Raw genomic sequence first — 25,371 nt, forward strand, 5'->3', positions numbered from 1 at the left:
TAGTATTAGGGTTTCTACCCAAAACCTTAATTAAAAACCAATACAATGAATCAGGATTATATCAAACCAGACAACTGGTGTATTATTGAAGAAGGATTTGATGCCGAACGCGTAAAATCATCGGAAAGTTTGTTTAGCATCGGGAATGGTGCTATGGGCCAACGGGCTAATTTTGAAGAGTACTATTCTGGAAAAACATTTCAAGGAAGTTATATAGCCGGAGTCTATTATCCCGATAAAACCAAAGTGGGCTGGTGGAAAAACGGCTACCCCGAGTATTTTGCTAAAGTCCTAAACGCACCCAATTGGATCGGAATTAACATTGAAGTCAATGGTGAAAATTTGGATTTAGCCACATGCCAATCCGTTTCCCATTTCCGTCGTGAACTCAACATGAAGGAAGGGATTTATACCCGTACTTTTCAAGCGGTTCTTCGAAATGGAACGGAAATCGCTGTTGAAGTACGTCGTTTTCTTTCTTTGGATCTGGACGAAGCCGGATTCATCAACTACCAAATCAAACCCCTAAATAAAGACGCTGCTATCGTATTTAAACCCTATTTGGATGCGGGCGTTCACAATGAAGATGCCAACTGGGAAGAAAAATTCTGGGAACCTTTAGAGGTTCGCCATAACAATAACAGTGGTTTTGTAACAGCGCGTACGTTTAAAACGCATTTTACTGCCACTACCTTTATGCACAATACTATTTTGGTCGATCACCAAGTGCAAAACCTAACGCCATCGATTACTGAATCCAAGGATAACGTAGCGTTCTCTTATGCGGTTTTTTGTCCTCAAGGGAAAACCACTTCCATCCAAAAAATTGGAGGGTACACGGTTTCTATGAATCACGACAATACTCAAGTAGCTGCCAAAAATGTAATCGATCAAGCTTTAGTACACGGATTTGAAGCCTACGAATCGCTTCAAAAGGAAGCATGGGCACGCATCTGGGAAATGAGCGATATCACCATCGAAGGCGACGTAAAAGCCCAACAAGGTATTCGTTTCAACATTTTCCAATTGAATCAAACCTACCTCGGGAAAGATTCGCGCTTAAACATAGGACCCAAAGGATTTACCGGTGAAAAATACGGAGGTTCGACCTATTGGGATACCGAAGCCTATTGTATTCCTTTTTACATGGCAACCAAAGATCAACAGGTTGCTCGTAACTTATTAGCCTACCGCTACAACCAACTCGACCGCGCCATTGAGAACGCGGGGAAATTAGGTTTCAAAAATGGAGCCGCCCTCTACCCGATGGTAACCATGAATGGCGAAGAATGCCACAACGAATGGGAAATTACTTTCGAAGAAATTCACCGCAACGGCGCCATCGCTTTTGCTATTTTCAACTACTACCGTTTTACCGGTGACTACAGCTATATTCCCGAAAAAGGATTGGAAGTGTTACTCGGCATTGCGCGTTTCTGGCACCAACGTTCGACCTTCTCAACCTACCGTAATCAATACGTGATTTTGGGCGTCACGGGGCCGAATGAATACGAAAATAACGTCAACAACAACTGGTATACCAACTACATTGCCAAATGGTGTATCGACTATGCGTTGGAACAAACCGACCGAGTTAAAGCAGAATATCCTGCGGATTACAGTCGCATCATGGCCAAAGTACAATTAGGCGATGACGAAAGAGCCGCCATGCAAAAAGTGGCCGACAACATGTACTTCCCCTATTCTGAAGAACACGGTGTCTTTTTACAACAAGACGGCTTCTTGGACAAAGAACTCATCACCGTAGCCGACCTTGATAAAAGTCAGCGCCCCATCAACCAAAAATGGTCATGGGATCGCATTTTACGTTCGCCCTACATCAAACAGGCAGATACACTACAAGGATTTTATTTCTTTGAAGATCATTTTACCAAAGAAGAATTGGCAAAACATTTTGACTTCTACGAACCGTTTACCGTTCATGAAAGTTCGCTCTCTCCCTGTGTGCACTCGATTCAAGCCGCTGTTTTGGGTCGTATGGAACAAGCCTACACCTTCTACTTGCGCACGTCGCGTTTGGACTTAGACGATTATAACAAAGAAGTAGAAGAAGGCCTTCACATCACCTCTATGGCAGGAACTTGGATGAGCATCGTGGAAGGATTCGGCGGAATGCGTGTGCGTGATAATGCGCTACATTTTGAACCCCGCATCCCTGCACAATGGGAAGCGTATTCGTTCAAAATCAATTTCAGAAATCAAATTTTGAAAGTGAGCATCGGTCAAAACGAAACCCAATTTGCACTAGAAGGCAACGAACCCATTCGCGTGTACGTCTTTGGAAAAGAAGTTCTCGTGGAACCCAATGGGTTAGTAACCGTATAACTTTTTTATGAAACATTAAGACAATTAAGAAGTTAAGGGATTTATACTGTAAATAATTACCTTAACTTCTTTTTACATACATTCCATTCACTCCATTTAAACGCCAAAAAATGACAAAAAAAGAGGTTACTCAGCTAAGTTATGCAATTGTGGGCTGTGCAATTACTGTCCACAAAGTAGTAGGCCCAGGTTTACTGGAAAGTGTTTATGAAAAGTGCCTCAAAGAAGAGTTATGCTTTAAAGGATTTCAAGTAGAGACTCAAAAAACGTTTCAAATTGAATACAGAAATTGCATTATAAATAGTGAACTAAGATTGGACCTACTTGTTAACGACACCGTTAGTGTTGAAGTTAAAAGTGTTGAAAGTATTTTGCCAATTCATGAAGCGCAACTGTTAACTTACATGAGATTAATGAAGAAACCCCAAGGTTTATTAATTAATTTTTTACTCAAAATATAACAAAGTCAACCAAACCATTCGTTAATGAACATTTTTATGCGCTTAATGAATCTTAACCACTTCTAAAACTCTTAATGTTTAAATATGAAAAAACTTATTTTTTTCTTGTTCCTCTCTTTTTCAAGCCTCGCGCAAATCACACGTATCGAACCCCCGTTCTGGTACAGTGACATGAACCGTTCCGAAGTGCAAATCATGTTCTACAGTAAAAATATCGCGCAAAATGAAGTGAGTGCTGCCAACCTCATCATCAAAAACGTACAAAAAACCGAAAATCCCAATTACCTTTTTGTAACCGTTGACACCAAAAATGTAGCACCGGGGTCGTTCGTATTTACTTTCAAAAACGGTAAAAAATCATTTACCCAAAACTATACCCTCAAAGCACGTAAAAAAGATTCCGCACTGCGCAAAGGATTTGACAGCTCCGATATGATTTACCTCATCATGTCGGATCGTTTTGCCAACGGAAATCCCAATAACGACTCCTCGCCCAACCTCATCGAAAAAGCCGATCGCGCGAATAAAGACGGTCGTCATGGGGGCGATATTGAAGGAATCATCCAACATTTGGATTATATCAAAGAACTCGGCGCTACCGCCATTTGGCCAACACCCCTATGTGAAGACAACGACGAAAAAGGGTCCTATCACACCTACGGTCAATCGGATGTATACAAAATCGACGAACGCTTTGGTACCAATGATGATTATGTTCGTTTAAGCAACGAATTGCACAAACGCAACATGAAACTCATCAAAGATTATGTCACCAACCACTGGGGCTACAAGCACTGGATGATGGACGATTTACCCACCTACGATTGGATCCACCAATTTCCTGGGTATAAACAAACGTCTTACCGCATGACCACGCAATTTGATCCCAATGCGTCCGACTTGGATGCCAAAATCTGTATGGACGGTTGGTTTGTCAAATCGATGCCCGACCTGAATCAGTCCAATCCCTTGGTGCTGAATTACTTGATTCAAAATGCCTTGTGGTGGATTGAATATGCCGATCTTGACGGTTTTCGCGTAGATACATACCCCTACTCCGACAAAAATGCCATCGCCACATGGACCAAAGCGATAATGGACGAATACCCCCATTTTAACATTGTTGGAGAAGCTTGGTTGTACAGCACCGCACAAATCGCTTACTGGCAAAAAGACAGCAAAGTGGCCGCGATTCAAAGTTACAATTCCTACTTGCCGTCTGTAATGGACTTCATGCTCCAAAGCATTCTCAACGAAGGAGTGCTCCACGAAGACAAAAGCGATTGGCAAAAAGGAATCGTTCGGGTGTACAACAGTCTTGCCAGCGACTTTTTGTACCCCAACATCAACAATCTGCTCATTTTTGCTGAAAATCACGACACCCAACGACTCAACCAATTCTATCCCGAATTTGACAAATACAAACTTACCCTAATGCTTCTTGCTACTATGCGCGGGATACCACAGCTCTATTATGGCTCCGAAATCGGGATGACCGGCGATAAAAACAAAGGCGATGGCGATATCCGTAGAGATTTCCCTGGCGGCTGGCCCAGCGACACGCAAAACGCATTTACCCAAGCGGGGCGCACCCCCGAACAACAGAAGTATTTTGCCATTACCTCTCAATTGTTCAATTGGCGAAAAACCAAGAAAGTCATCCATACCGGAAAAACCACGCACTATGTTCCCGAAAATAATGTCTACGTGTATTTTCGTCACAATGATCAAGAAAGTGTGATGGTCCTTATCAACAACAGCAATGAAAAACAAACGGTAAGTCCGGAGCGTTTTGCCGAAAACCTAGCTAAATTTACCCAAGGTAAAGATATTCTAACCCAAAAATCGTTCGATATCCTAAAACCGATTGAGCTTGAACCGAAATCAGGAATCATTTTGGAATTAGAGTAATGAGGAGCTATTTCCCGCTATCCGCTGTATCTCCCTCCTCTCGTCGGGAGGATGCCGCTACTATCGGGGCTAAAAACTAACGTATGAAAAAGACACTTTTTTTCTTTTTGACCGTAAGTCTGACTTGGGCTCAAAATCCGAACCGAAAATTCAAAGACTTTAAATCGACAACCGACGGCCTTGCCATCGAAGTAACCGACGGCCGTTATCAAATCAAAGTACTCAGCGACCAAATCATTGAAACCTCGTTTATCCCCAACGGAGAAACTTTCAATGCGACCTCGCATGCAACCCTATTGTCGTCACACAACCCAAAATATACCGCTACCGATTCGGGCAATGAACTCAACCTCACCACCCCGCGCATCAACGTAGTGATTACCAAACAACCGTTTCAAATTCAATACTTTACCCCAACCCACGAACGGATTCTCTCGGAACGTTTGGGCTATGTAAAGAACGATTCAACCGAAGTCTTGGATTTCAACCTAACGCCTGACGAAAAACTCTATGGAGGGGGTGCCCGTGCGCTGGGTATGAACCGCCGCGGTAATCGATTGGCACTCTACAATCGTGCGCATTATGGGTATGAAACGCGAGCCGAATTGATGAATTTCTGTATCCCTGTGGTACTTTCCTCCAAACAATACCTAGTTCATTTTGACAATCCTGCTATCGGACATTTGGATTTGGATAGCCAAAAAAACAATAGCCTACAGTATGAAACGATTTCAGGCCGTAAAACCTATCAAGTAATTGTAGGGGCGACTTGGCCAGAATTGATTCAAAATTACACTGCACTCACAGGCCGACAACCTTTACCACCCCGTTGGGTTTTTGGTAATTTTGCCTCACGCTTCGGTTACCGCTCCCAGGAAGAAGTAGAAAAAACCATTCAAAAGTTTGAAACCGATAAAATTCCCGTAGATGCCATTATCCTCGATTTGTATTGGTTTGGCAAAACCATCAAAAGTACCATGGGCAATTTGGATTGGGACAAAGATACCTTTCCCGAACCCGAGAAAATGATGTCCGACTTAAATGCCAAAGGAGTAAAAACGGTACTTATCACCGAACCCTTCATTTTAACTACCTCTCAAAAATGGCAAGAAGCCGTCGATACTAAAGTATTGGCTACCCGTAGCAATGGAACTCCAGCGGTTTGGGACTTTTACTTTGGCAACACGGGGATTGTCGATGTCTTTAAACCCGAAGGTAAAAAATGGTTCTGGGCTGTGTACAAACGGCTGATCAACCAAGGCATGGGCGGTATTTGGGGCGATTTGGGCGAACCCGAAGTATTCCCCTCTGGAGTGATGACCGCAGCAGGAAAAGCCGATGAAGTGCACAACATCTATGGGCACAATTGGGCCAAACTCATTGCAGAAGGGTACCAAAACGATTTCCCAAAACAACGTCCTTTTATTTTAATGCGAGCAGGGTATTCAGGATCGCAACGCTTCGGAATGATTCCTTGGAGTGGTGATGTTAATCGCACGTGGGGCGGCTTACAGAGTCAGATGGAAATTGCCCTACAAATGGGCATGCAAGGATTAGGCTATATGCATAGCGACCTTGGGGGATTTGCCGGCGATTATTTTGACAATGAACTGTATTTACGTTGGTTGCAATACGGTGTGTTCAATCCAATTTTCCGCCCTCATGCCCAAGACGAGGTGGCTTCAGAAGTGGCACGTAAAGATATTGTGACGAAAGCCAAAGCCAAAAAAGCAGTTGAACTACGCTATCAGTTATTACCCTATAATTACACCTTAGCCTATGAAAACAGTACTACGGGGATGCCCTTAATGCGTCCGTTATTTTTCGAGGAACCCCAAAATGAATCGCTGCAAACCGTGGCGGACACCTATTTGTGGGGAAAAGATTTTTTGATCAAACCCATTGTACAGCCCGGCATAACCCAAACCGAAGTCTATTTCCCTAAAACAGCCAATTGGTATGATTTTTACACGCATAAAAAGTTTACTGGCGGTAAAATAGCAACGGTAAAAGTTACCGAAGAGCACATTCCAACTTTCGTTCGCGCAAACACTTTAGTCCCTATGACCGAAGTGGTGCAAAACACGACTTTATACCACAACAACGCACTTAACTTTATCGCTTATATTGACGGAAAAGGTATGTCTGAACGCACGTTGTATTTTGACGATGGCATGACGCCTAACGCAAACAACCTATCCCAAAATCATGAATTGCTTCGCGCCAATTTGAATACAGACGACAAAAAAATTACGCTTACCTTTTCGCAAAACGAACCAAATTCTACCCCGCACGTTTCTGAAAAAAAGGGAAGCATTACGATGTATAACGTAGCCATCAAACCCAAAAAAGTAACTCAAAATGCGGTAAACATTCCTTTTCAATGGGATGCAAAAACCAAAAAACTCACGTTCTTGTACCAACATAATCAAAGTAAAACGAGTATAACGATTGTACGCTAATTATGAAAAAAATCCTTTTCACTCTTGCCCTTTTGGTGGGGGCTAACGCTTTAACTTCGGCCCAAAACCGAACCAAACCCGCCACACCAAAAACGCCCTTTTATTGGGAAAGTGCCAATGTTTATTTTCTGCTGACCGACCGTTTTAACAATGGCGATCGTACCAACGACAAGCAATACAACCGCACAAAACCAACGGGTAAATTACGAGGATTTGAAGGTGGCGATTTACGGGGTGTAATTCAAAAAATTGACGAAGGGTATTTTGACAAACTTGGCATCAACGCCATTTGGATGACGCCTATTGTGGAACAAATCCATGATGGTGTCGATGAGGGCACTGGTTTCTCGTATGGTTTTCATGGGTATTGGACACGGGATTGGACGGCACTTGATCCCAATTTTGGCACCCGAAAAGAATTGGCCGAATTGGTAACCAAAGCCCATGCCCGTGGTATTCGAATCATTTTGGATGCCGTTATTAATCATACAGGACCGGTCACCGCTGAAGATACCGTTTACCCATCGGATTGGGTACGTACAAGTCCGAAATGCCAATACAACTCCTACGATTCCAATATCAACTGTACGTTGGTTGAAAACCTTCCCGATGTAAAAACGGAAAGCAAAGCCACTGTCGAATTGCCTCCTTTTTTGGTTGAAAAATGGAAAAAAGAAGGGCGTTATGAACAAGAAATGAACGAGTTGGATGCTTTTTTCAAGCAAACGGGGTATCCTCGTGCGCCGCGGTATTACATCATGAAATGGCTCGCGGATTACATTACTGATTTTGGTATCGACGGCTACCGCGTAGATACGGCCAAGCACACGACCGAGGATGTTTGGGCTGATTTTAAAAAAGTATGCGACCAAGCCTTTGCTACCTACAAGAAAAACAATCCCAAAAAAGTCTTAGACAACAATCCCTTTTTTATGGTAGGAGAAGTCTATGGCTATTACATCGGAGGCAAGCAGTATTACGACTATGGCGATAGAAAAGTAAATTACTTTGAAAATGGCTTTGACGGTTTAATCAACTTTGATTTTCACAACGAAGCCAATATGGATTTTGAATCGCTCTTTTCCAAGTATAATACCCTTTTACAAAATGATTTAAAAGGATACACCGTGATGAACTACGTTTCTTCACACGATGACAGTTGGCCGTTTGATAAAAAACGAGTTCGTCCTTTTGAAAGTGGAACAAAATTACTTCTAGCGCCAGGTATTGCTCAGGTGTATTATGGTGATGAAAGTGTCCGTCCGCTCGACATTCCGGGCACTCAAGGCGACGCTACCTTACGATCGTTTATGAATTGGAAAGAAATGACAACCGATGTGTACCGTCAAGCAGTATTAGAGCATTGGCAAAAACTCGGCTGCTTCCGACGAGCCCATCCCGCCATTGGTGCTGGCGTTCACCAACAAATTTCAGCTACGCCTTATGTGTTCAGTCGTAGTTTTCAAAAAGATTCGTTTGAAGACCGTGTGGTAGTGGGCTTACAACTGAATACGGGCACCAAAACGATTCCTGTGGGACAATTATTTGCCAATGGAACCCGCTTGCGCGATGCCTATTCTGGAAAAATAGCGACCGTAACCGATGGAAAAATCACATTGACCACCGATTATATGATACTCCTTTTAGAGAAGCTATAGGGAAAGCCGACTTTTGAGTCGGTTTTTTTATGGGTAAAATTCACATTTCGTTAAGAGTTTCGATTTAACATTTCGATAACTTTGTGCTGTATTATAATCCGAACGCCTATGGGATTTGAATATATTGAAATAGAACGGGTTGAGAAATTAACCAAAGAGGAGTTTTTAAAAAATTACTACGCCAAACAAAAACCCGTTGTCATCACCAACCAAATAGAGGACTGGCCTGCCTTTTCAAAATGGAATTTAGCCTACATCCGTCAAGAAGCGGGACATACGACCGTTCCTTTATATGACAGCCGAAAAACCGATTATACCAAAAAAGTCAACGAGCCCGATTTTACGATGACCATGAATGAATACTTGGACATCATGGAAAAAGGTCCCACTGATTTACGTATATTTTTGTATAATTTATTTAAAGACGCCCCCCAATTAAAGAGCGATATTAAATGGCCTGACTTCGGTGTTCGGCTATTCAAAGGCTTTCCTTTAGTGTTTTTTGGGGGCGAAGATTCCAAAGTATTCATGCACTATGATATTGACTTAGCCAATATTTTTCATTTTCATTTTAATGGTGAAAAACAATGTGTGCTGGTCGATCCGCGGGAATCCAAATACATGTACCGACTCCCCTATTCCTGGATTTGCAACGAAGACATTGATTTTGATCAGCCCGATTTTGAAAGATTCCCTGCCTTACAAAAAGTAAAACCCTATATCACTCAACTCAAACACGGGGAAATGTTGTATATGCCCGAGGGTTGGTGGCACTACATGAAATACCTAACGCCCGGATTCTCTTTAAGTCTTCGCTCTTTGGCGCACAAACCCGGCAATCTTGCGGAAGCGTTTACCAATGTTTTTCTTCGTCGAAATTTCGACAACTGGATGCGTAAACGAAAAGGACAAGCTTGGTTGGATTACAAAGACGAAGAAGCTTTCCGTCGCACCAATGCCCTCGTTCGTTAATGTGGCGTATAGGACATCGGGGGGCATGTGGGTATGCTCCAGAAAACACCCTACCTTCCTTTGAAAAAGCGTTGGCCCTTGGAGTAGAGGGTATCGAACTCGATGTACATGTGAGTCTAGACCAACAGGCTGTGGTGATTCACGATGCTACCCTAGATCGAACGACCCCTGTATCGGGTTGGGTAAAAGACTACAACAGCACTGTTTTGCAACAATGGGGCATTCCCACACTCGAAGCGGTTTGCAATCTTGTGGCCAACCGTTGTTTACTTAATATTGAAATCAAAGAAAATGCTGCAACTGCCCCTGTGCTTAAACTTCTTCAACATCGAATTAACGCCAATACAGCAACAAATTCCGACTTTATCATCTCGTCCTTTGACTGGCATATATTGGATGAAATTAGCGTCAAGCACCCTACCTACCGATTGGGTGTTTTGACCGAAGAAAATTTGGAGGAAGCCCTACATTTTGCGCAAAAGTTGGGGGCATTCAGTCTACATCCCGACCATAATTTACTTACTTTTGAGGCAGTCAAATCGATACAAAACCACGGTATTAAAGTTTTTCCTTGGACGGTAAACGAGTCAGAAAAAATAAAAACGTTAAAAACCTGGGGCGTAGAGGGCATTATTTCCGATTTTCCCGATCGTTTATGAAACATTTTGATGTAATCTTGGTGGGTGGCGGCGCTGCTGGATTTTTTACAGCCATCAATTTGGTTGAAAAACATCCGCATTTAAAAGTGGCGATTTTAGAACGCGGCAAGGAGGTATTGTCCAAAGTTCGTATCTCTGGTGGCGGTCGTTGCAATGTTACCCATGCTTGCTTTGTGCCTGCCGATTTGGTGAAAAATTATCCTCGTGGTGAAAAAGAATTATTGGGTCCTTTTAATCAATTTTGTTCCGGCGATACGATAGCTTGGTTTGAGAAACATGGTGTTGACTTAAAAATTGAAGACGACGGCCGTATGTTTCCCACCTCTGATTCATCGGAAACCATCATCAATTGTTTTCTAAAAGCCACCCAGCAATTGGGCATACAAGTGCTCACCCAACAAAGTGTTCAATCGTTATTTCAGGGAGAAAATTATTGGAAAATAGAAACCCAAACGGAACAGTATTCCGCTGAAAAAGTGGTGATAACAACAGGCAGCAACCCCAAAATTTGGGAACTTTTAGCGCAATTAGGACATACTATCGTTGACGCGGTACCCTCGCTTTTTACCTTTAACATCAAAGATAGTCGCATCAAAGACCTTATGGGGTTATCGACACCGGCTACGGTATCGGTAGCAGGCACAAAACTCGAAGCCTCGGGGCCATTATTGATCACCCATTGGGGAATGAGTGGCCCAGGAATTTTACGGTTATCAGCCTGGGGGGCACGCATTTTAGCTGAAAAAAAATACCAATTTACAGTGATTATCAATTGGCTACCTGAGGAAGATCGGGAATCGTGTATGGCTTTGCTAAAAACGATTCGAAAGGAGCAATCCAAAAAAAATGTAGCCCGAAGAGCTCCTGTGGCCTTACCCAACCGACTTTGGGACAATTTGGTGAAAGCCGCTGGAATTGAAGATGAACAAAAATGGGCCGATGTAACCAACAAGCAACTACACCAATTGGCTGAACAACTCACATACGGTCAATTTCAAGTCAATGGAAAAAGTACATTTAAAGAAGAATTTGTAACGGCAGGAGGTATTGATTTAAAGGAAGTGAATTTCAAAACGATGGAAAGTAAATTGTTACCCCACCTTTACTTTGCCGGTGAAGTAGTAAACATCGACGCCATTACGGGAGGATTTAATTTTCAAAATGCATGGACGGGCGGATTTATCATTGCCAACAATTTGTAAACGTATAGATAGGCTTTAATTCTCGACAAAACACACTCTTTTCTAGTTTTAAGGGCGTTTATTGGAATACTATTTTTATTTTTAAGCCTAACAATAAACCTCTTAGCTATGAAAAAAAGAGTCTGCCGCGTTTTATTTTGCATTTTTTTTCTGTCAATACTTACCGCAAACGCGAAGACAGTCATAGCACCTTGTGCTGCTCCGACACAATTGACGCTTGTCAATCAAAATTCAAATTCAGTAACTTTTTCATGGAATGATAGCAATACTGCTGTCACACAATGGGAAGTCTTTTTTATCATTTCCAATACAGGGCTACCTACCGCAAATAGCACCGGAACGCTGGTATCCACCCCACAACATACCCTAAACAACTTAATCCCGGGTACCTTGTATAGATTATTCGTTCGTAGCCATTGTTCCAACGGTGAGTTGAGTCCGTGGAGTACACCGTTAACGGTACTCAATCCAGCCAATCCCCCAAGTTGTGGCACCACATTTACGGACGCTGGCGGATTGAACAACAATTATCCTCCCAATGAAGATCGTGTTTGGACCATTTGCCCCGCTTTTCCAGGGGAATTTGCGAGTGTAGTATTTAGTTCTTTTGATGTTATGCCACAAGAGGATGCCCTTTATGTTTTCAACGGTCCTGACATTAATTCGCCTCAAATCGCAAGCACTAACGGAGCGGGCAATGTGCCAGGAGGTTTAGCAGGGGGCTATTGGGGAACTGCATTACCCGGACCATTTTTGGCTACAAATGGTAGTGGCTGTTTGACCTTTCGCTTTCGAAGTAACGGTTCGTTGCAAGATAGTGGATGGAACGCCCAAGTAGATTGCATTCCCGATCCTAATTGTTATGAACTCAATACGGCTATAACGGCTACTCAAATCACAGACACTTCAGTGACCGTAACATGGACACCGCCAAGTGGTATTACCCAATGGGAAGTACTTTATGTACCGTGCGCCAGTGCACCTCCCTCAGCCGGTACAAATGGAATTCTTGTTAACACCAACTCCTATACCTTTACAAACTTAACTCCAAATACTTGTTACACCCCATACGTTCGTAGTCTATGTCCATTTCCGCCCGGGGGGTATTCCCTTTGGGCTATTGGCACAACTTTTACAAGTCATTTTCCAGACCTTAGTTGTGGTGCCATATTCACGGATTATCCCGGAGCATTTGGCAACGGCTACAGTAATAATGCCAATGACATTACAACCATTTGTCCCGATTCCTCAAGCGAAAGTGTTACCGTGACCTTTACTTCATTTACCACAGAAGTCAACTTTGATGCCTTGTTTGTGTTTAATGGAAATTCAACGCAAGCCCCTATGCTCTCTAGCAATAATGGGCCAGGTTTTTATAATAATGTTCCGGCTGGGGGGTATTGGGGAACCACGATCCCGGGTCCGTTTACCTCAACCAGTCCCGATGGTTGTTTGACGTTTCAATTTATCACGGATGACTCGGTCACTTCCAATGGTTGGGAAGCTCAGGTGACCTGTAATCCAATACAACCGAAGCTCGTTGCCATTGCATTCTGGGATAGGAATGCCAATGGGATTCAAGAGGTGAGCGAGCCCTATTTTAACCGTGGCCAATTTATCATTCAACAAAACAACTCGGGAACAAATACCATGGTAAGTACGTCCAGCGGTTTTTATACTTTGATTGATTCCAACGTAAACAATACGTATGATATCAGCTATCAAATCGATGCGGATGCGGCAGCTTATTTTGCAGGAAATGGTTTTGCGGTAAACGATACGACAATCAATACCTCAACCCAATTTGTACATTTTCCCGTAACTGCAACGCAACCCTTTAGTGATGTAGAAATTACCATTTACCCCTATAAATCCCCTATACCTGGTTTTCAGCACCGGCATCGGATAGTTTTAAAAAACAACAGCACACTAGCTACCACGGGAATCTTAACCTATACCAAACCGAGTCCAGTCACCTCGTTTAGCGTATCGCCTCAAGGAACAACGACAACAGCCAATGGATTTACGTATCCGTATTCCCTTGCTCCTTTTCAAACCATTTTGATTGAAGTTGTCCTTACTATACCGACACCCCCCGTGGTAAACATCAATACTATTTTGACTGCTTCAGCAAGCACTGTTGCAACAAACGACAATAACCCTTCCAACAACGTTTTTTCACTTTCAGAACTGGTGGTGGGTTCATGGGATCCCAATGTAAAAACAGAGCAACACGGCCCACAAATACCCCTTACAACCTTCAGTAATACGGACAATCTGTATTATACCTTGCGTTTTCAAAATGAAGGTACGGCAAATGCCATTAACATTCGTGTTGAAGACACATTAGAAAGCGGGATTATCCCTGAAAGTATTCAAATGGTCAATGCTACGCACCCTTATGTATTGGAACGCACAGGAAATCAATTGGTTTGGAAGTTGGATCAAATTCATTTACCCCCAAAAACCTTTAGCGAGGCTTTAAGTCAGGGAAGTTTACAATTTAAAGCAAAGTTATACCCCGGATTTCAAGCGGGAACACAAGTTACAAATACGGCTGAAATTTATTTTGACACCAATCCAGCGGTACTTACCAATACTTGGATCACTGAATTTGTGGCTCCGTTGACTATGGAATCGTTTGATTCTCATGCTTTTCTATTGTATCCCAATCCTGCTCAAACCAAAGTTTACCTAAAACCGTTGCAGGAGCTGGAAATTCAAAAAGTTATTGTATATGATTTTTCGGGCAAACGAATTAGAGCAATAAATTCTTTTGACCCAACGGCCCCATCGATAGATATAGAGGCACTGCAAACAGGGATGTATGTTGTCGAAATAAATACCTACGGCGGCCTTATTTTTTATCAAAAGTTGATTAAAAATTAAGAACGAATGCCAATTAATACCGCTAAATCCATAATATATCCTCTTATTTACTTTTCAATTTTTTTTATTTTTTTAAGGTATAATTTTAAAAATTCTCTTTTAATCCGTTAATTTAATCATTCACTATAGTTAATTATTTAAAAATCAATGTATATTTGATTAGTTAAAACCTAACCAAATATGAAAAAACAACTACTATGGGCGTTCTTCGCCTTACTGGTAGCCCCAATTGCATTAATCGCGCAAAATACCTACACCTGCGGCGAAACCTTTTATGATTCCGGTGGTCCCAACAGCGACTATGGATCGAATGAAAACAACATAACTACCGTTGCGCCTTCAATGCCTGGCCAAACGGTTATTTTATCCCTTTCTTCGATTACAATTGCACCCGGAGATGTACTGACTGTTTACGATGGTCCTTCGCCCAATTATCCAATTTTGGGAGAAATTTCTGATGTAACCAATGAACAACTTACATTTGTGGCTAGTGACCCGTCGGGAATACTTAGCCTTCAATTTGTTTCTGACGGCACTGGAACGGCTTCGGGATGGATGGGATTAGTAGAGTGTATGCAACCCAATTGTTTCCCCCCAACACTAATCACCCCCAATACTAGTATTGCTGGACAAGTTGCTTTATCGTGGATAGATCCAAACAATACTGCCGGTCAATGGGAAGTTTTGATTCTTCCCGCGGGATCGGTTCCCACTCCAAATTCTCAAGGAGTCCTAGTGACATCACCTGCTTACACGACAACGTTACAACCGGGCACTTACAATGTTTTTATTCGAACATTGTGTATGGGAAATTTAAGCGACTGGTCAATTCCAATGACATTTGTTGTAAGCGCTTCTCAAACTTGTGCATTACCCACCAACTTTAGCGTTTCCACGATTACATCAACGGGAGCTGCTTTTGCTTGGACAGCTCAAGGAACTGCCTTACAATGGGAAGTGGTAGTTTTACCCCAATCGGCTGGATTACCAACTGCCAATACTACTGGAACAGTGATTTCTTTGAGTCCTTTTTTGGCATCAGGGTTAACGCCCAACACACAATACAACTTCTTCATTCGTTCGTTATGTAGCAATAGCACTTCTGCTTGGTCGGCAGGCACCTATTTTCAAACCACGCAATCGCCGGTAGTTTCCCCCAACTGTGGCGAGCTGTTTGTAGATAATGGAGGTGCAAATGCCAATTATGCCAACAATTCCAACAACACCTATGTCATCTGCCCTACAACGCCTGGACAAGTCGTTACGGTTGCCTTTACAAGCTTTGATATTGAAACGAGCTGGGATGGTCTATATGTTTTTAATGGAAATAGCACATCGGCTCCACAAATTTCCAGCGGAAACAATGGAAATAGTATTCCGGGTGGATTACCGGGAGCTTTTTGGGGCACAACCATCCCTGGCCCCTTTACTTCGAGTGCCAATGACGGATGTTTAACTTTCCGATTTGTGAGTGATAATGTGGTCAATCGTTCAGGTTGGGTGGCTAATGTAACTTGTGCGGCTCCTTCCACCTGTAGTGCTCCTACCACAGTGGTAGGTTCAAATGTCACTTCAACTAGCGTGGTAGTAAATTGGGGCAATACCGCTCAAAATGCTACCCAATGGGAAGTCGTTGCCGTGCCCTGTGGAGTTACTGCGCCTACTCCCAATTTCCCAGCAACCTTAGCAACGAGCAATCCGTTTACCCTGACAGGACTTAATCCAGGGACCTGTTACAATCTATTTGTGCGAGCCATTTGTAGCCCAAGCGATACAAGTGCTTGGACAGTTTCAACAGCCTCTGTTACAACGCTTCAAGCTCCCGCGACTTGTGGGGGACTTTTTGTAGACGCTGGGGGACCCAACGCAAATTATGCCAATTCCACCAATACGACAACAACAATTTGTCCCACAAATCCCGGAGAAATCGTTACTGTCACCTTTACTACGTTCTCGTTGGAAGCCAACTTTGACGCAATGTATGTTTACAACGGAAATTCAGTAACCGCGCCCCAAATTCCCAGCACCAATGGAGCAGGAAATGTACCGGGAGGCCTAGCGGGAGGTTACTGGGGCACGTTGACTGGTGCAAATCTACCGTCATTCTCCTCCTCTTCTCCCGACGGTTGCCTTACCTTCCGTTTCGTAAGTGATGCCTCTGTAACAGCACCGGGGTGGATAGCCAATGTAACTTGTGGTCCTGCACCCACTTGTTTGAAACCCACCAATACGGTTGTTTCCAATGTAACACAAACGGCTATGACCGTAAGTTGGACGCCTGCTTTGGCAACTGATACACAGTGGGAGGTATTTGTATTACCGTGTACTGCTGCTGCACCGACGGCCACAACTACAGGTGGTATATTGGTCTCAACACCAACATTTAATGCTACTGGACTAACTCCCAACACCTGTTACCGCATTTACGTTCGTACCGTTTGTGGTGCCAATGATGTAAGTATTTGTGACTTTACTCCGAATAGTACAACCCTAATTGCCCCTCCCGAATGCGGCGGTACATTTACGGACAACGGGGGAGTAAACGGCAGCTATGCAAACAATTCCAATGAAACTTACACGATTTGTCCTACTAATGCAGGTGATCTTGTAACCGTAACATTTACCGCTTTTAATACTGAAGCGAATTGGGATGCCTTGTATGTCTTCAATGGAAGCTCAACCGCAGCTCCTATGATTCCAAGCACCAATGCCGCTGCCAATGTCCCTGGTGGTTTAGCTGGTGGTTATTGGGGAACGGCAATTCCTGGCCCTTTTACTTCAAGCAGTCCCGATGGTTGTTTGACCTTCCGCTTTGTGAGTGATGCCTCTGTGAATGCTGCGGGATGGGTAGCCAATGTAAGTTGTGCACCTGACCTTCCAAAAATTGTAGTCATTGCTTTTGTCGACACCAATACGAATGGTGTACAAGATCAGGGCGAACCGAACTTCCCGAGTGGAAACTTTGTAGTTCAACAAAACAACTCTGGAACAGATATGTTGGTCTATGCCCCCACAGGGATGTATTCCATCTATGATGCCAATCCATCAAACACGTATGATATAAGTTATCAAATTTTACCCGAAGCGTTACCTTATTTTTCGGGCAACGGCTTTACCGTTAATGATGTAAGCATACCCACTAGCGGTGGTACACAAGTCTATTACTTCCCTATCACCAATACACAACCCTTTAGTGATGTAGAAGTTAGTATTTCTCCAATAGGTGCACCTCCTCGACCTGGACTTTCCTATATGCAGCGCGTACTGATTAAAAATTTAGGTATTGCTCCCGCAACAGGGACGTTGACCTATAACAAACCGACGCCTGTAACCATAACCACTATTTCACCTGCCGGAACAACGGCCAATGCCAATGGTTTCACGTATGCATACACCAATCTTGCGCCCAACCAAACCATTGCATTTATGGTTACGATGAGTGTTCCTACAACCCCTACAGTCAATATGAATGATATACTAAATGCGACCGCTACAGTAGTTTCTGGCAATGATATCAATGCTGGAAACAATACGGCTAGCTTATCGCAAATTGTGGTAAATTCATGGGATCCTAATGATAAAATGGAATCGCATGGGGACAAAATTCCTTTCAGCGCCTTTTCTGCAGATGACTATTTGTTCTACACCATTCGTTTCCAAAACATGGGTACAGCCAACGCGATTGATGTTCGCATTGAAGATGATTTAGATGCACTATTAGATGCAGAGAGTATTCGAATGGTTAGCTCAAGTCATAATTATGTCATGACACGCGAAGGTACGCATGTGGAATGGTTGTTTACCAACATTCAACTCGTTCCTGAAATAGTGAGTCCGCAAGCGAGCCAAGGCTATGTAACCTTCCGTATCAAATTGAATCCAGGCTTCCAAGTGGGAACCATCGTACCAAATACTGCTTCGATTTACTTTGACTCCAATCCCGCCATTGTAACCAACACATGGACGACTAAATTTACGGCTCCTCTTGGAGTGAACGAACAGGAATGGGTGGCCTTTGTGATGTATCCTAATCCCGCTTCGAATACACTAACTTTTGAGGCAAATGCCAATGGTGAAACCCTAGAGACTATACGTATCTATGATGCGTTGGGTAAAACGATGTTATCTACTAGACAAATTAATGCTGCAAATTATAGCATGGATATTTCTACTTTACAGCAAGGTATTTATTTTGTAGAAATTGAATCTGTAAATGGGCAACATTTTACCCAAAAACTGATCAAAAAGTAACGTAATTAATTTTTAAACAAAAAAGCCGTTCTACATCGAACGGCTTTTTTTATCAATTTAACCACCAAATTGCCCCATTGAGGAGAGTAGCAAAACCAACCCAAGCTAGGTAAGGAATAAGTAAAAATCCTGCCCAGCGGTTAATTTTTTTAAATTGAACATACGTTTCATAAATCATTAGCTCCAATACGATAATTTCGAGCAGGGCCAGAAGGGGATTCCACAACGAAAAAAACAAAAACGACCAAAGGGCATTTAACGCTAATTGTACCGTAAAAAAGAAAAGAGCACGTTTGACCAGCGCTTCATTTTTCTCCATTTGTGTCCAAACTAAACCGGCAGCAACGCCCATTCCTACGTATAAAAGGGTCCAAACTGGAGCAAAAATCCAATTGGGGGGATTAAAAAAAGGCTTGTTTAAGGTGGGATACCAATCGTCAATCCCTTGTTTTGTAGCCATTCCAGAAAGATAACCCACTACCAAACAGGTCATCACAGCTACACTAATGCGTAAAAATCGTTGCATATTCTTTTTTGTTACAAAGATACTAAAGCCGAATGTACCCCTGAATTTCTTTTTATCTTTGTAAAAAAAATAGCGCATGCACATTACCACTGATTTTACCTATAAGGGAAGTATCCCTGAATTAAGTAACGGTTCTTTTCGATGGTCGGCACCCAGCAATATCGCATTAGTTAAATACTGGGGCAAAAAAGAGAATCAAATACCCGCCAACCCTTCGCTAAGTTTCACTTTAAATCAGTGTAAAACAATCACTCAATTGGATTTTAAACCAAAAGCAGCTAAGGGAACTATCTCTTTCGAATTCCAATTTGAAGGAGAACCCAAACCGTCGTTTCACCCTAAGATACAGCAGTTTTTTGAACGAATTCTCCCCTATTGCAGTTATATCACCGATTTTCATTTTACAATTGACACCCAAAACACGTTTCCTCATAGCTCGGGTATTGCTTCATCTGCATCTGGCATGGCTGCCTTAGCTGTGAATATTATGAGTTTGGAACGGTTACTACAACCTGAAATGGAGGACAATTATTTTTGGGAAAAAGCTTCTTTTTTGGCGCGACTCGGTTCAGGAAGTGCTTGCCGAAGTTTAAAAGGGGCGATAGTCGTTTGGGGCGAACATGAACAAATCATGGGAAGTACACCTGAATATGGTGTTGCAATTGAAGATCCTGTTCATCCTATTTTTCAAAATTACCAAGACACCATATTGCTTGTAGACAAGGGTGAAAAGCAGGTATCAAGCACTGTCGGCCACGATTTAATGCACGGACATCCTTTTGCTGCTGAACGATTTGCACAAGCCCCACAAAATTTAAGTCTTCTTGTCGAAGCGCTAAAAACAGGAGACCTCGAGGCCTTCATTCGTATAACTGAAAGTGAAGCCTTAACATTGCACGCCATGATGATGACATCAACGCCCTACTTTATTTTAATGAAGCCCAATACCTTGGAAATCATTAATCGCATTTGGACATTTCGTCAAACCACCTCAATTCCGGTGTGTTTCACGCTGGATGCAGGCGCTAATGTGCATGTTTTGTATCCCGAAAACGATAAAGCTACTGTTTTACAATTTATTAAGAACGAATTAGTTGGCTATTGTCAAAAGGAACAGTATATTTGTGACGCTATTGGAAACGGTGCTCAGAATTTAACTCCGTAACTGAATTGTAAAGCTATGAAAGGACCCTTATTCTATTCTAAAATTTTATTGTTCGGTGAATATGGAATCATCAAAGACTCCAAAGGTTTATCGATTCCCTACAATTTCTACAATGGTGCCTTAAAAATTGAGGACAATCCCTCTCAAGAGGCCCAACAGTCGAATGCGAGTCTTCAAAAGTTTGCGGATTATCTTACGCGATTGCAACAAGATCAACCAGAATTAGTACAATTTCAAATGGAAGCCTTACATGCCGATATTGCTGCTGGGATGTATTTTGATTCCAGCATTCCACAAGGCTATGGAGTAGGTAGTAGTGGGGCATTAGTAGCCGCGATTTACGATAAATACGCCAAAGAAAAAATAACAGTTTTAGAAAATCTTACCCGAGAAAAGTTGTTGCAACTCAAAACAATTTTTTCCCAGATGGAATCTTTTTTCCATGGGAAAAGTTCGGGATTAGACCCTTTAAATAGTTATTTAAGCATTCCTATACTAATCAATTCCAAAGATCATATCGAAGCTACAGGCATTCCATCGCAAAGTACAGAAGGGAAAGGAGCAGTTTTCCTTTTAGATTCTGGAATTGTAGGAGAAACGGCTCCAATGGTCAACATTTTTATGGAAAGTCTAAAAGACCAAGGTTTTCGTAAAATGCTAAAAAACCAGTTTGTTAAATACACGGATGCTTGTGTAGAGAACTTTTTAGGCGGCGATTTCAAATCGTTATTTACCAATACAAAGAAACTATCTAATGTTGTTTTAGACCATTTCAAGCCCATGATTCCAGAAGAATTTCATGGTATTTGGCGCAAAGGTTTAGAAACGGATGATTACTACTTAAAACTTTGTGGTTCGGGCGGTGGCGGCTATATTTTGGGCTTTACACAAGATTTAGAAAAAGCACAACAGTCCCTCAAAGATTACAAAATTGAAGTAGTGTATCAATTTTAGAATGTATGGTCCGTCGACAAACTAAACTTACGATGATGAAAATCATCAGTATGTTTTCTGTAGTTCGCGGATACAATATACCTGTAGTAGTTTTAGCCCAATACCTTTCTGCTATTTACATTTTTGCGCCTGAAAAACGTGCCTTGCATATCCTATTGGATGCGAATTTGTTTGTCATTATTTTGGCCTCAGCGCTAACGATTGCTTCGGGTTATATTATTAATAATTTTTACGACAGTAATAAAGATTTAATCAACCGACCACAAAAATCAAAGCTCGACCGCTTGGTGAGTCAAAAAACAAAGCTGAATGTTTATTTTAGTTTGAACTTTTTTGTGGCGCTCATTGCTTTTTTTGTATCCTTTAGAGCGGTACTCTTCTTTTCGACCTATATTTTTCTTATTTGGTTCTATTCTCATAAGCTCAAACGAATGGTAATCATTGGAAATTTAACAGCAGCTATCTTGGCCATTCTTCCCTTTTTTGCCATTTTACTCTATTATAAAAATTTCTATCCCGAAATTGTAGCTCATGCCTCATTTCTAGGTATACTCATTTTAATCCGAGAGATTATTAAAGACTTGGAAAACATTCAAGGTGACTTAGCCAATGGATATCAAACGATACCCGTAAAATATGGCGAGAAAATTGCCCATCAAGTTGTTATGGGACTCGTAATATCTACCGTAATTCCGTTATACTTTCTAATTGACGTCTATGATGTTGGATATATGGACTTTTACTTTTATGGTGCTGCATTGGCTCTTATTGCCTTTGCTTTACGCATACCGATGTCCCAACGCAAACAAGACTATTTAATTTTACACCTAATATTAAAGTTTTTGATTGTATTGGGCGTATTCAGCATTGTACTCATCAACCCTCGTGTACTTGAAAATGCCCGAGTACTGTTGCCCAACTAAAGGTCTTCAGAATTGTTAAACCATCCCGAATACATTACGTAATTATTGGATATTCGTTCGATTTCTCCTGCAAACTCGGAAGCATTCAGCGCTTTGACCATTTTTGCAGGAACTCCCGCATAAATTGTACCCGATTCGACAACGGAATTCTGAGTGAGCACCGAACCTGCTGCAATAATCGAATTGGACTTTACAACGCATCCATCCATGACAATGGCACCCATTCCTATCAGCACATTATCTTCAATAGTACATCCGTGTACAATCGCGTTGTGTCCAATCGAAACGTTACTTCCTATAACTGTTTTGTGCTTTTGATAAGTGGCATGAATGACCGCACCATCTTGTATATTAACTTTATTTCCGATAGTTATCGAATGCACATCTCCACGTATTACTGCATTAAACCAAACACTGCATGAAGTGCCCAAAGTAACTTCTCCAACGATTGTTGCATTCGCTGCAATAAAACAATCATCTGGAATTACGGGATATTTCCCTCGAACCGCTTTTATAATTTTCATAAAAAAAGAATCCCGACGAATCGGGATATTTATTGTAAAATAATTAGTTAACTGCTGGACAGTTACAGTGGTATTTTTCAGGTTTACAGAACAAATTAACCCCCAAGGTAATTTGGTGAAAACCACCGTTGTCAAAGCGAATGTTGCCCAATAAATGAGAGTAGGTGTAAGACAACATGAAGTTTTTATAATTTACTCCCACAATCGGAGTAATGTATTGCAACTGCTGATCATTTACCACTAAACTAGAGTTGATACCCTCAATGTATTCAGCACCATCCAAACTCCTACGGTAGGAAAGCCCTCCCCATAATTTACCAAATTCCAAATTTTTATACGCTTTGATGTTTAAATCTAACGTAGTTTCTTTAGTTTGAAAAACGTGTTGCAACATAAATGAAGGCTCCCACTGAATCGTCTCTGAATCGCCAAAGGTGTACCCCATGTTGAAGATTAATCGACGTAAATTGGTTGGCTCACGATCAGTATACAATCTACGGTTACTCGCTACTGCATTTTTAACCGTTAAATGGGCGTAAAAATCTAAGAAATTGTAGGAAGCTCCAATATCAACATTGAAATAAGAAGCTTTTTGCACAATAGTCCCATCAATTATAGGATCATACGTGGGATTATTTTCTAAAAATGAGGTCTCATCCAACAAACTTTGAGCAAACCCCGCATTGATTCCGAATGACAACTGATTCAAATCAACATTGTCTCTCGAAAACATAATATGATGCGCATAAGCTAGACGAAACCCTTTTTGTGAATGGTACCCGTTACGGTCATTGATTAAAATAATCCCCATACCGTCGCGATCAGACAAACTTCCATTAAAGCTTAAGGTTTGAAGTGCAGGTGCATCTTCCTGTCCAAACCATTGTTGGCGTCCTGTCATACGTAATTTAGCACAATTTGCAGCCCCCGCCATAGAAGGGTGCAACAAAAAGTAGTTGTCAGAGAGGTAATCGGAATACACCGGTAAAATTTCCTGAGCACTAGTAGATTTTGCAATTAATAGTCCTATTACAAGGAACAATTGTCTCAATTTCATTGTATTATCGTTTTAATGAGAAATGGGCTTTAAATTCTTTCGCAGTATTCCCCTCAAAGTACTCTACCAAGAACCAGTAGTCGGTGGCAGGCATCAAGGCACCGTTGTAGGTACCATCCCATCCTGCTGCCGTGGGACTGATTTGCTTTAAGAGTTTACCTTGGCGGTCAAATATATAAATTTTTGCGTTTATTTGACTACTTAATCCTACAATATTCCACGTTTCATTGATACCATCGCCGTTGGGCGTGAAATAATGCGGATAGTCAATAATGGACACCCCTGTTAAAATCAGCGGGTCACAACTGTTGGCCAAACCACCCTCGGTATCCCACACCGTGATGGTATGCTCTCCCATCGGTACATCGGTAAACACCGGCGAATCCTGACGCGGTCCGTCATCCAAACTGTATTGGTAGGTGCCATATCCGTCCACAGTTACCGTGATGGTCTGTAAGTCCGAGAACGCATTAGAAACCGTATAGCCTATCTGCCCCGTAGGAACTACCGCCTGCCCGGACTGAATCACATCAAAACTCGCCGAAGCTTGACTACAGCTCAACGTACTGGTGCTGGTCATCACCACCACATACGTGCGCGTAGCCCCATTCGGATCGGCCGTGTCCACCGTGTAGGTTGGATCCGTACTGATGGCATTCACTAAATCGGTACTCAAATACCATGCATAGGTATAACTTCCCGGTACGTCATTATCCACCTCCAAGGTCAAGTCGCGTACCACTTGCCCCGAGATAAAGTCCACACAAATCACATTCGAATTGGTGTCGGTGACAATCACCGGCTCAGGCAAACGCTCAATTAAGAACGCAAAGGGAACCCAACGCGCACAGCCCGTGAGGTTGTTCTCCACCCGAATCCACAAGGTCCCCGTGCTGGCCATATACGCGCTTGTATTGGCAATAGCATTGGCATCGTTCTGCGCATCGCTTTGCGTTAAGTGGAAACTAACGGTAAAGTCCGTATCGGGTTGCCCCGTGAGAATCGTGGGAAGGTATTGGGTCAAATCCACACTGAACAACCCATCATTGGTACCGTCCGTATCACAGGTCTCGTAGGCGTAGGTGACGTAGCCAAGGGTTTTGGATTCACCAAAATGGTAAAGCTACCGGCCACCGAACGACAACCTGTGATGCTGTTAACCGATACCACGTATATCGTTTGGGGGTTGCTCGTGTTTGAGTAACTGCTCGGATTGGCAATCAACTGGGTGAGGGCCGCATCGCTATAGAAACTTAAACTGTAGTTGGAAAGCGGAGGGGTATTGCCTGTGAGCAAGTTGGCCTCACCCCATGCCGTTAAGTTAAAGGTGGTGATGTTGTCGGTATCATCATCACACTCTTGGTAATCGGCCACAGGTTGTACCAAAGTCGGTAAAGGATGTACCGTTAAG

General features: G+C 42.4%; 18 protein-coding genes. 13 read left to right on the top strand and 5 right to left on the bottom strand.

Features of this window, described 5'->3' with window-relative positions; all coding sequences use genetic code 11:
* Positions 1-45: 45 nt before the first annotated feature.
* The 10 genes from O9316_RS03850 to O9316_RS03895 all read left to right on the top strand — a co-directional run bounded on the left by O9316_RS03850 (position 46) and on the right by O9316_RS03895 (position 18,811).
* A complete protein-coding gene (locus O9316_RS03850; protein WP_298205031.1) occupies positions 46-2,346 on the top strand; it encodes a glycoside hydrolase family 65 protein in 2,301 nt (766 codons plus the stop codon).
* A gap of 110 nt (positions 2,347-2,456) precedes the next feature.
* Positions 2,457-2,807: a GxxExxY protein gene (locus O9316_RS03855; RefSeq protein ID WP_298205032.1), complete on the top strand. Its 351-nt coding sequence runs from the start codon at positions 2,457-2,459 to the stop codon at positions 2,805-2,807.
* 84 nt (positions 2,808-2,891) lie between these two features.
* Positions 2,892-4,718, top strand: a complete 1,827-nt coding sequence (locus O9316_RS03860; RefSeq protein ID WP_298205033.1) for a glycoside hydrolase family 13 protein — start codon at positions 2,892-2,894, stop codon at positions 4,716-4,718.
* Between the two features lie 83 nt (positions 4,719-4,801).
* Positions 4,802-7,180, top strand: coding sequence for a TIM-barrel domain-containing protein (locus O9316_RS03865; protein ID WP_298205034.1), 2,379 nt, complete (start codon positions 4,802-4,804; stop codon positions 7,178-7,180).
* A gap of 2 nt (positions 7,181-7,182) precedes the next feature.
* A complete protein-coding gene (locus tag O9316_RS03870; RefSeq protein ID WP_298205035.1) occupies positions 7,183-8,838 on the top strand; it encodes an alpha-amylase family glycosyl hydrolase in 1,656 nt (551 codons plus the stop codon).
* 108 nt (positions 8,839-8,946) lie between these two features.
* Complete coding sequence (locus O9316_RS03875; protein ID WP_298205036.1) at positions 8,947-9,810, top strand: cupin-like domain-containing protein; 864 nt, start codon at positions 8,947-8,949, stop codon at positions 9,808-9,810.
* Positions 9,810-10,469 carry a glycerophosphodiester phosphodiesterase family protein gene (locus tag O9316_RS03880; protein ID WP_298205037.1) on the top strand — a complete coding sequence of 220 codons (660 nt, stop codon included), beginning with the start codon at positions 9,810-9,812 and terminating at the stop codon, positions 10,467-10,469. Before O9316_RS03875 ends, O9316_RS03880 begins: the two co-directional genes overlap by 1 nt.
* Entirely contained in the window at positions 10,466-11,671 is a 1,206-nt protein-coding gene (locus O9316_RS03885; protein WP_298205038.1) for an NAD(P)/FAD-dependent oxidoreductase, read from the top strand. The genes O9316_RS03880 and O9316_RS03885 overlap by 4 nt, the downstream gene beginning before the upstream one ends.
* A gap of 108 nt (positions 11,672-11,779) precedes the next feature.
* Positions 11,780-14,560, top strand: a complete 2,781-nt coding sequence (locus O9316_RS03890) for a fibronectin type III domain-containing protein (RefSeq protein WP_298205039.1) — start codon at positions 11,780-11,782, stop codon at positions 14,558-14,560.
* Positions 14,561-14,740: 180 nt separating this feature from the next.
* On the top strand, positions 14,741-18,811 hold the full coding sequence (locus O9316_RS03895; protein WP_298205040.1) for a fibronectin type III domain-containing protein: 4,071 nt from the start codon (positions 14,741-14,743) through the stop codon (positions 18,809-18,811).
* A gap of 52 nt (positions 18,812-18,863) precedes the next feature.
* Here the strand turns inward: O9316_RS03895 and O9316_RS03900 are convergent, their stop codons facing one another.
* Positions 18,864-19,337 (bottom strand): TspO/MBR family protein, encoded by a 474-nt coding sequence (locus O9316_RS03900; protein ID WP_298205041.1) that lies wholly within the window; start codon positions 19,335-19,337, stop codon positions 18,864-18,866.
* Between the two features lie 76 nt (positions 19,338-19,413).
* Here O9316_RS03900 and O9316_RS03905 point away from each other — a divergent pair, with 76 nt between their 5' ends.
* Genes O9316_RS03905 through O9316_RS03915 form a run of 3 tightly spaced genes read left to right on the top strand, consistent with a single transcriptional unit; the run spans position 19,414 to position 22,379 of the window.
* Positions 19,414-20,502 carry a diphosphomevalonate decarboxylase gene (locus O9316_RS03905; protein WP_298205042.1) on the top strand — a complete coding sequence of 363 codons (1,089 nt, stop codon included), beginning with the start codon at positions 19,414-19,416 and terminating at the stop codon, positions 20,500-20,502.
* A 15-nt stretch (positions 20,503-20,517) separates the two neighbouring features.
* Positions 20,518-21,456, top strand: coding sequence for a mevalonate kinase (locus O9316_RS03910; RefSeq protein ID WP_298205043.1), 939 nt, complete (start codon positions 20,518-20,520; stop codon positions 21,454-21,456).
* A gap of 5 nt (positions 21,457-21,461) precedes the next feature.
* Complete coding sequence (locus tag O9316_RS03915; RefSeq protein WP_298205044.1) at positions 21,462-22,379, top strand: geranylgeranylglycerol-phosphate geranylgeranyltransferase; 918 nt, start codon at positions 21,462-21,464, stop codon at positions 22,377-22,379.
* Here O9316_RS03915 and O9316_RS03920 read toward each other — a convergent pair.
* The 4 genes from O9316_RS03920 to O9316_RS03935 form a co-directional block, all read right to left on the bottom strand.
* Positions 22,376-22,903, bottom strand: coding sequence for a gamma carbonic anhydrase family protein (locus tag O9316_RS03920; protein WP_298205045.1), 528 nt, complete (start codon positions 22,901-22,903; stop codon positions 22,376-22,378). The genes O9316_RS03915 and O9316_RS03920 overlap by 4 nt on opposite strands.
* A gap of 43 nt (positions 22,904-22,946) precedes the next feature.
* Entirely contained in the window at positions 22,947-23,960 is a 1,014-nt protein-coding gene (locus O9316_RS03925) for a type IX secretion system membrane protein PorP/SprF (protein ID WP_298205046.1), read from the bottom strand.
* A gap of 4 nt (positions 23,961-23,964) precedes the next feature.
* A complete protein-coding gene (locus tag O9316_RS03930) occupies positions 23,965-24,990 on the bottom strand; it encodes a T9SS type B sorting domain-containing protein (protein ID WP_298347005.1) in 1,026 nt (341 codons plus the stop codon).
* Positions 24,981-25,371, bottom strand: a 391-nt coding sequence (locus tag O9316_RS03935) for a hypothetical protein (RefSeq protein ID WP_298347008.1), incomplete at its 5' end; no start/stop codon positions are given. The genes O9316_RS03935 and O9316_RS03930, both read right to left, overlap by 10 nt.

This window comes from Flavobacterium sp. (assembly GCF_027533505.1).
GTDB lineage: Bacteria > Bacteroidota > Bacteroidia > Flavobacteriales > Flavobacteriaceae > Flavobacterium.

Coding starts and splice junctions, on each gene's coding strand:
- O9316_RS03870 (WP_298205035.1), top strand. CDS start 7,183: ATGAAAAAAATCCTTTTCACTCTTGCCCTTTTGGTGGGGGCTAACGCT.
- O9316_RS03920 (WP_298205045.1), bottom strand. CDS start 22,903: ATGAAAATTATAAAAGCGGTTCGAGGGAAATATCCCGTAATTCCAGAT.
- O9316_RS03890 (WP_298205039.1), top strand. CDS start 11,780: ATGAAAAAAAGAGTCTGCCGCGTTTTATTTTGCATTTTTTTTCTGTCA.
- O9316_RS03850 (WP_298205031.1), top strand. CDS start 46: ATGAATCAGGATTATATCAAACCAGACAACTGGTGTATTATTGAAGAA.
- O9316_RS03880 (WP_298205037.1), top strand. CDS start 9,810: ATGTGGCGTATAGGACATCGGGGGGCATGTGGGTATGCTCCAGAAAAC.
- O9316_RS03915 (WP_298205044.1), top strand. CDS start 21,462: ATGGTCCGTCGACAAACTAAACTTACGATGATGAAAATCATCAGTATG.
- O9316_RS03925 (WP_298205046.1), bottom strand. CDS start 23,960: ATGAAATTGAGACAATTGTTCCTTGTAATAGGACTATTAATTGCAAAA.
- O9316_RS03885 (WP_298205038.1), top strand. CDS start 10,466: ATGAAACATTTTGATGTAATCTTGGTGGGTGGCGGCGCTGCTGGATTT.
- O9316_RS03895 (WP_298205040.1), top strand. CDS start 14,741: ATGAAAAAACAACTACTATGGGCGTTCTTCGCCTTACTGGTAGCCCCA.
- O9316_RS03910 (WP_298205043.1), top strand. CDS start 20,518: ATGAAAGGACCCTTATTCTATTCTAAAATTTTATTGTTCGGTGAATAT.
- O9316_RS03875 (WP_298205036.1), top strand. CDS start 8,947: ATGGGATTTGAATATATTGAAATAGAACGGGTTGAGAAATTAACCAAA.
- O9316_RS03860 (WP_298205033.1), top strand. CDS start 2,892: ATGAAAAAACTTATTTTTTTCTTGTTCCTCTCTTTTTCAAGCCTCGCG.
- O9316_RS03905 (WP_298205042.1), top strand. CDS start 19,414: ATGCACATTACCACTGATTTTACCTATAAGGGAAGTATCCCTGAATTA.
- O9316_RS03865 (WP_298205034.1), top strand. CDS start 4,802: ATGAAAAAGACACTTTTTTTCTTTTTGACCGTAAGTCTGACTTGGGCT.
- O9316_RS03900 (WP_298205041.1), bottom strand. CDS start 19,337: ATGCAACGATTTTTACGCATTAGTGTAGCTGTGATGACCTGTTTGGTA.
- O9316_RS03855 (WP_298205032.1), top strand. CDS start 2,457: ATGACAAAAAAAGAGGTTACTCAGCTAAGTTATGCAATTGTGGGCTGT.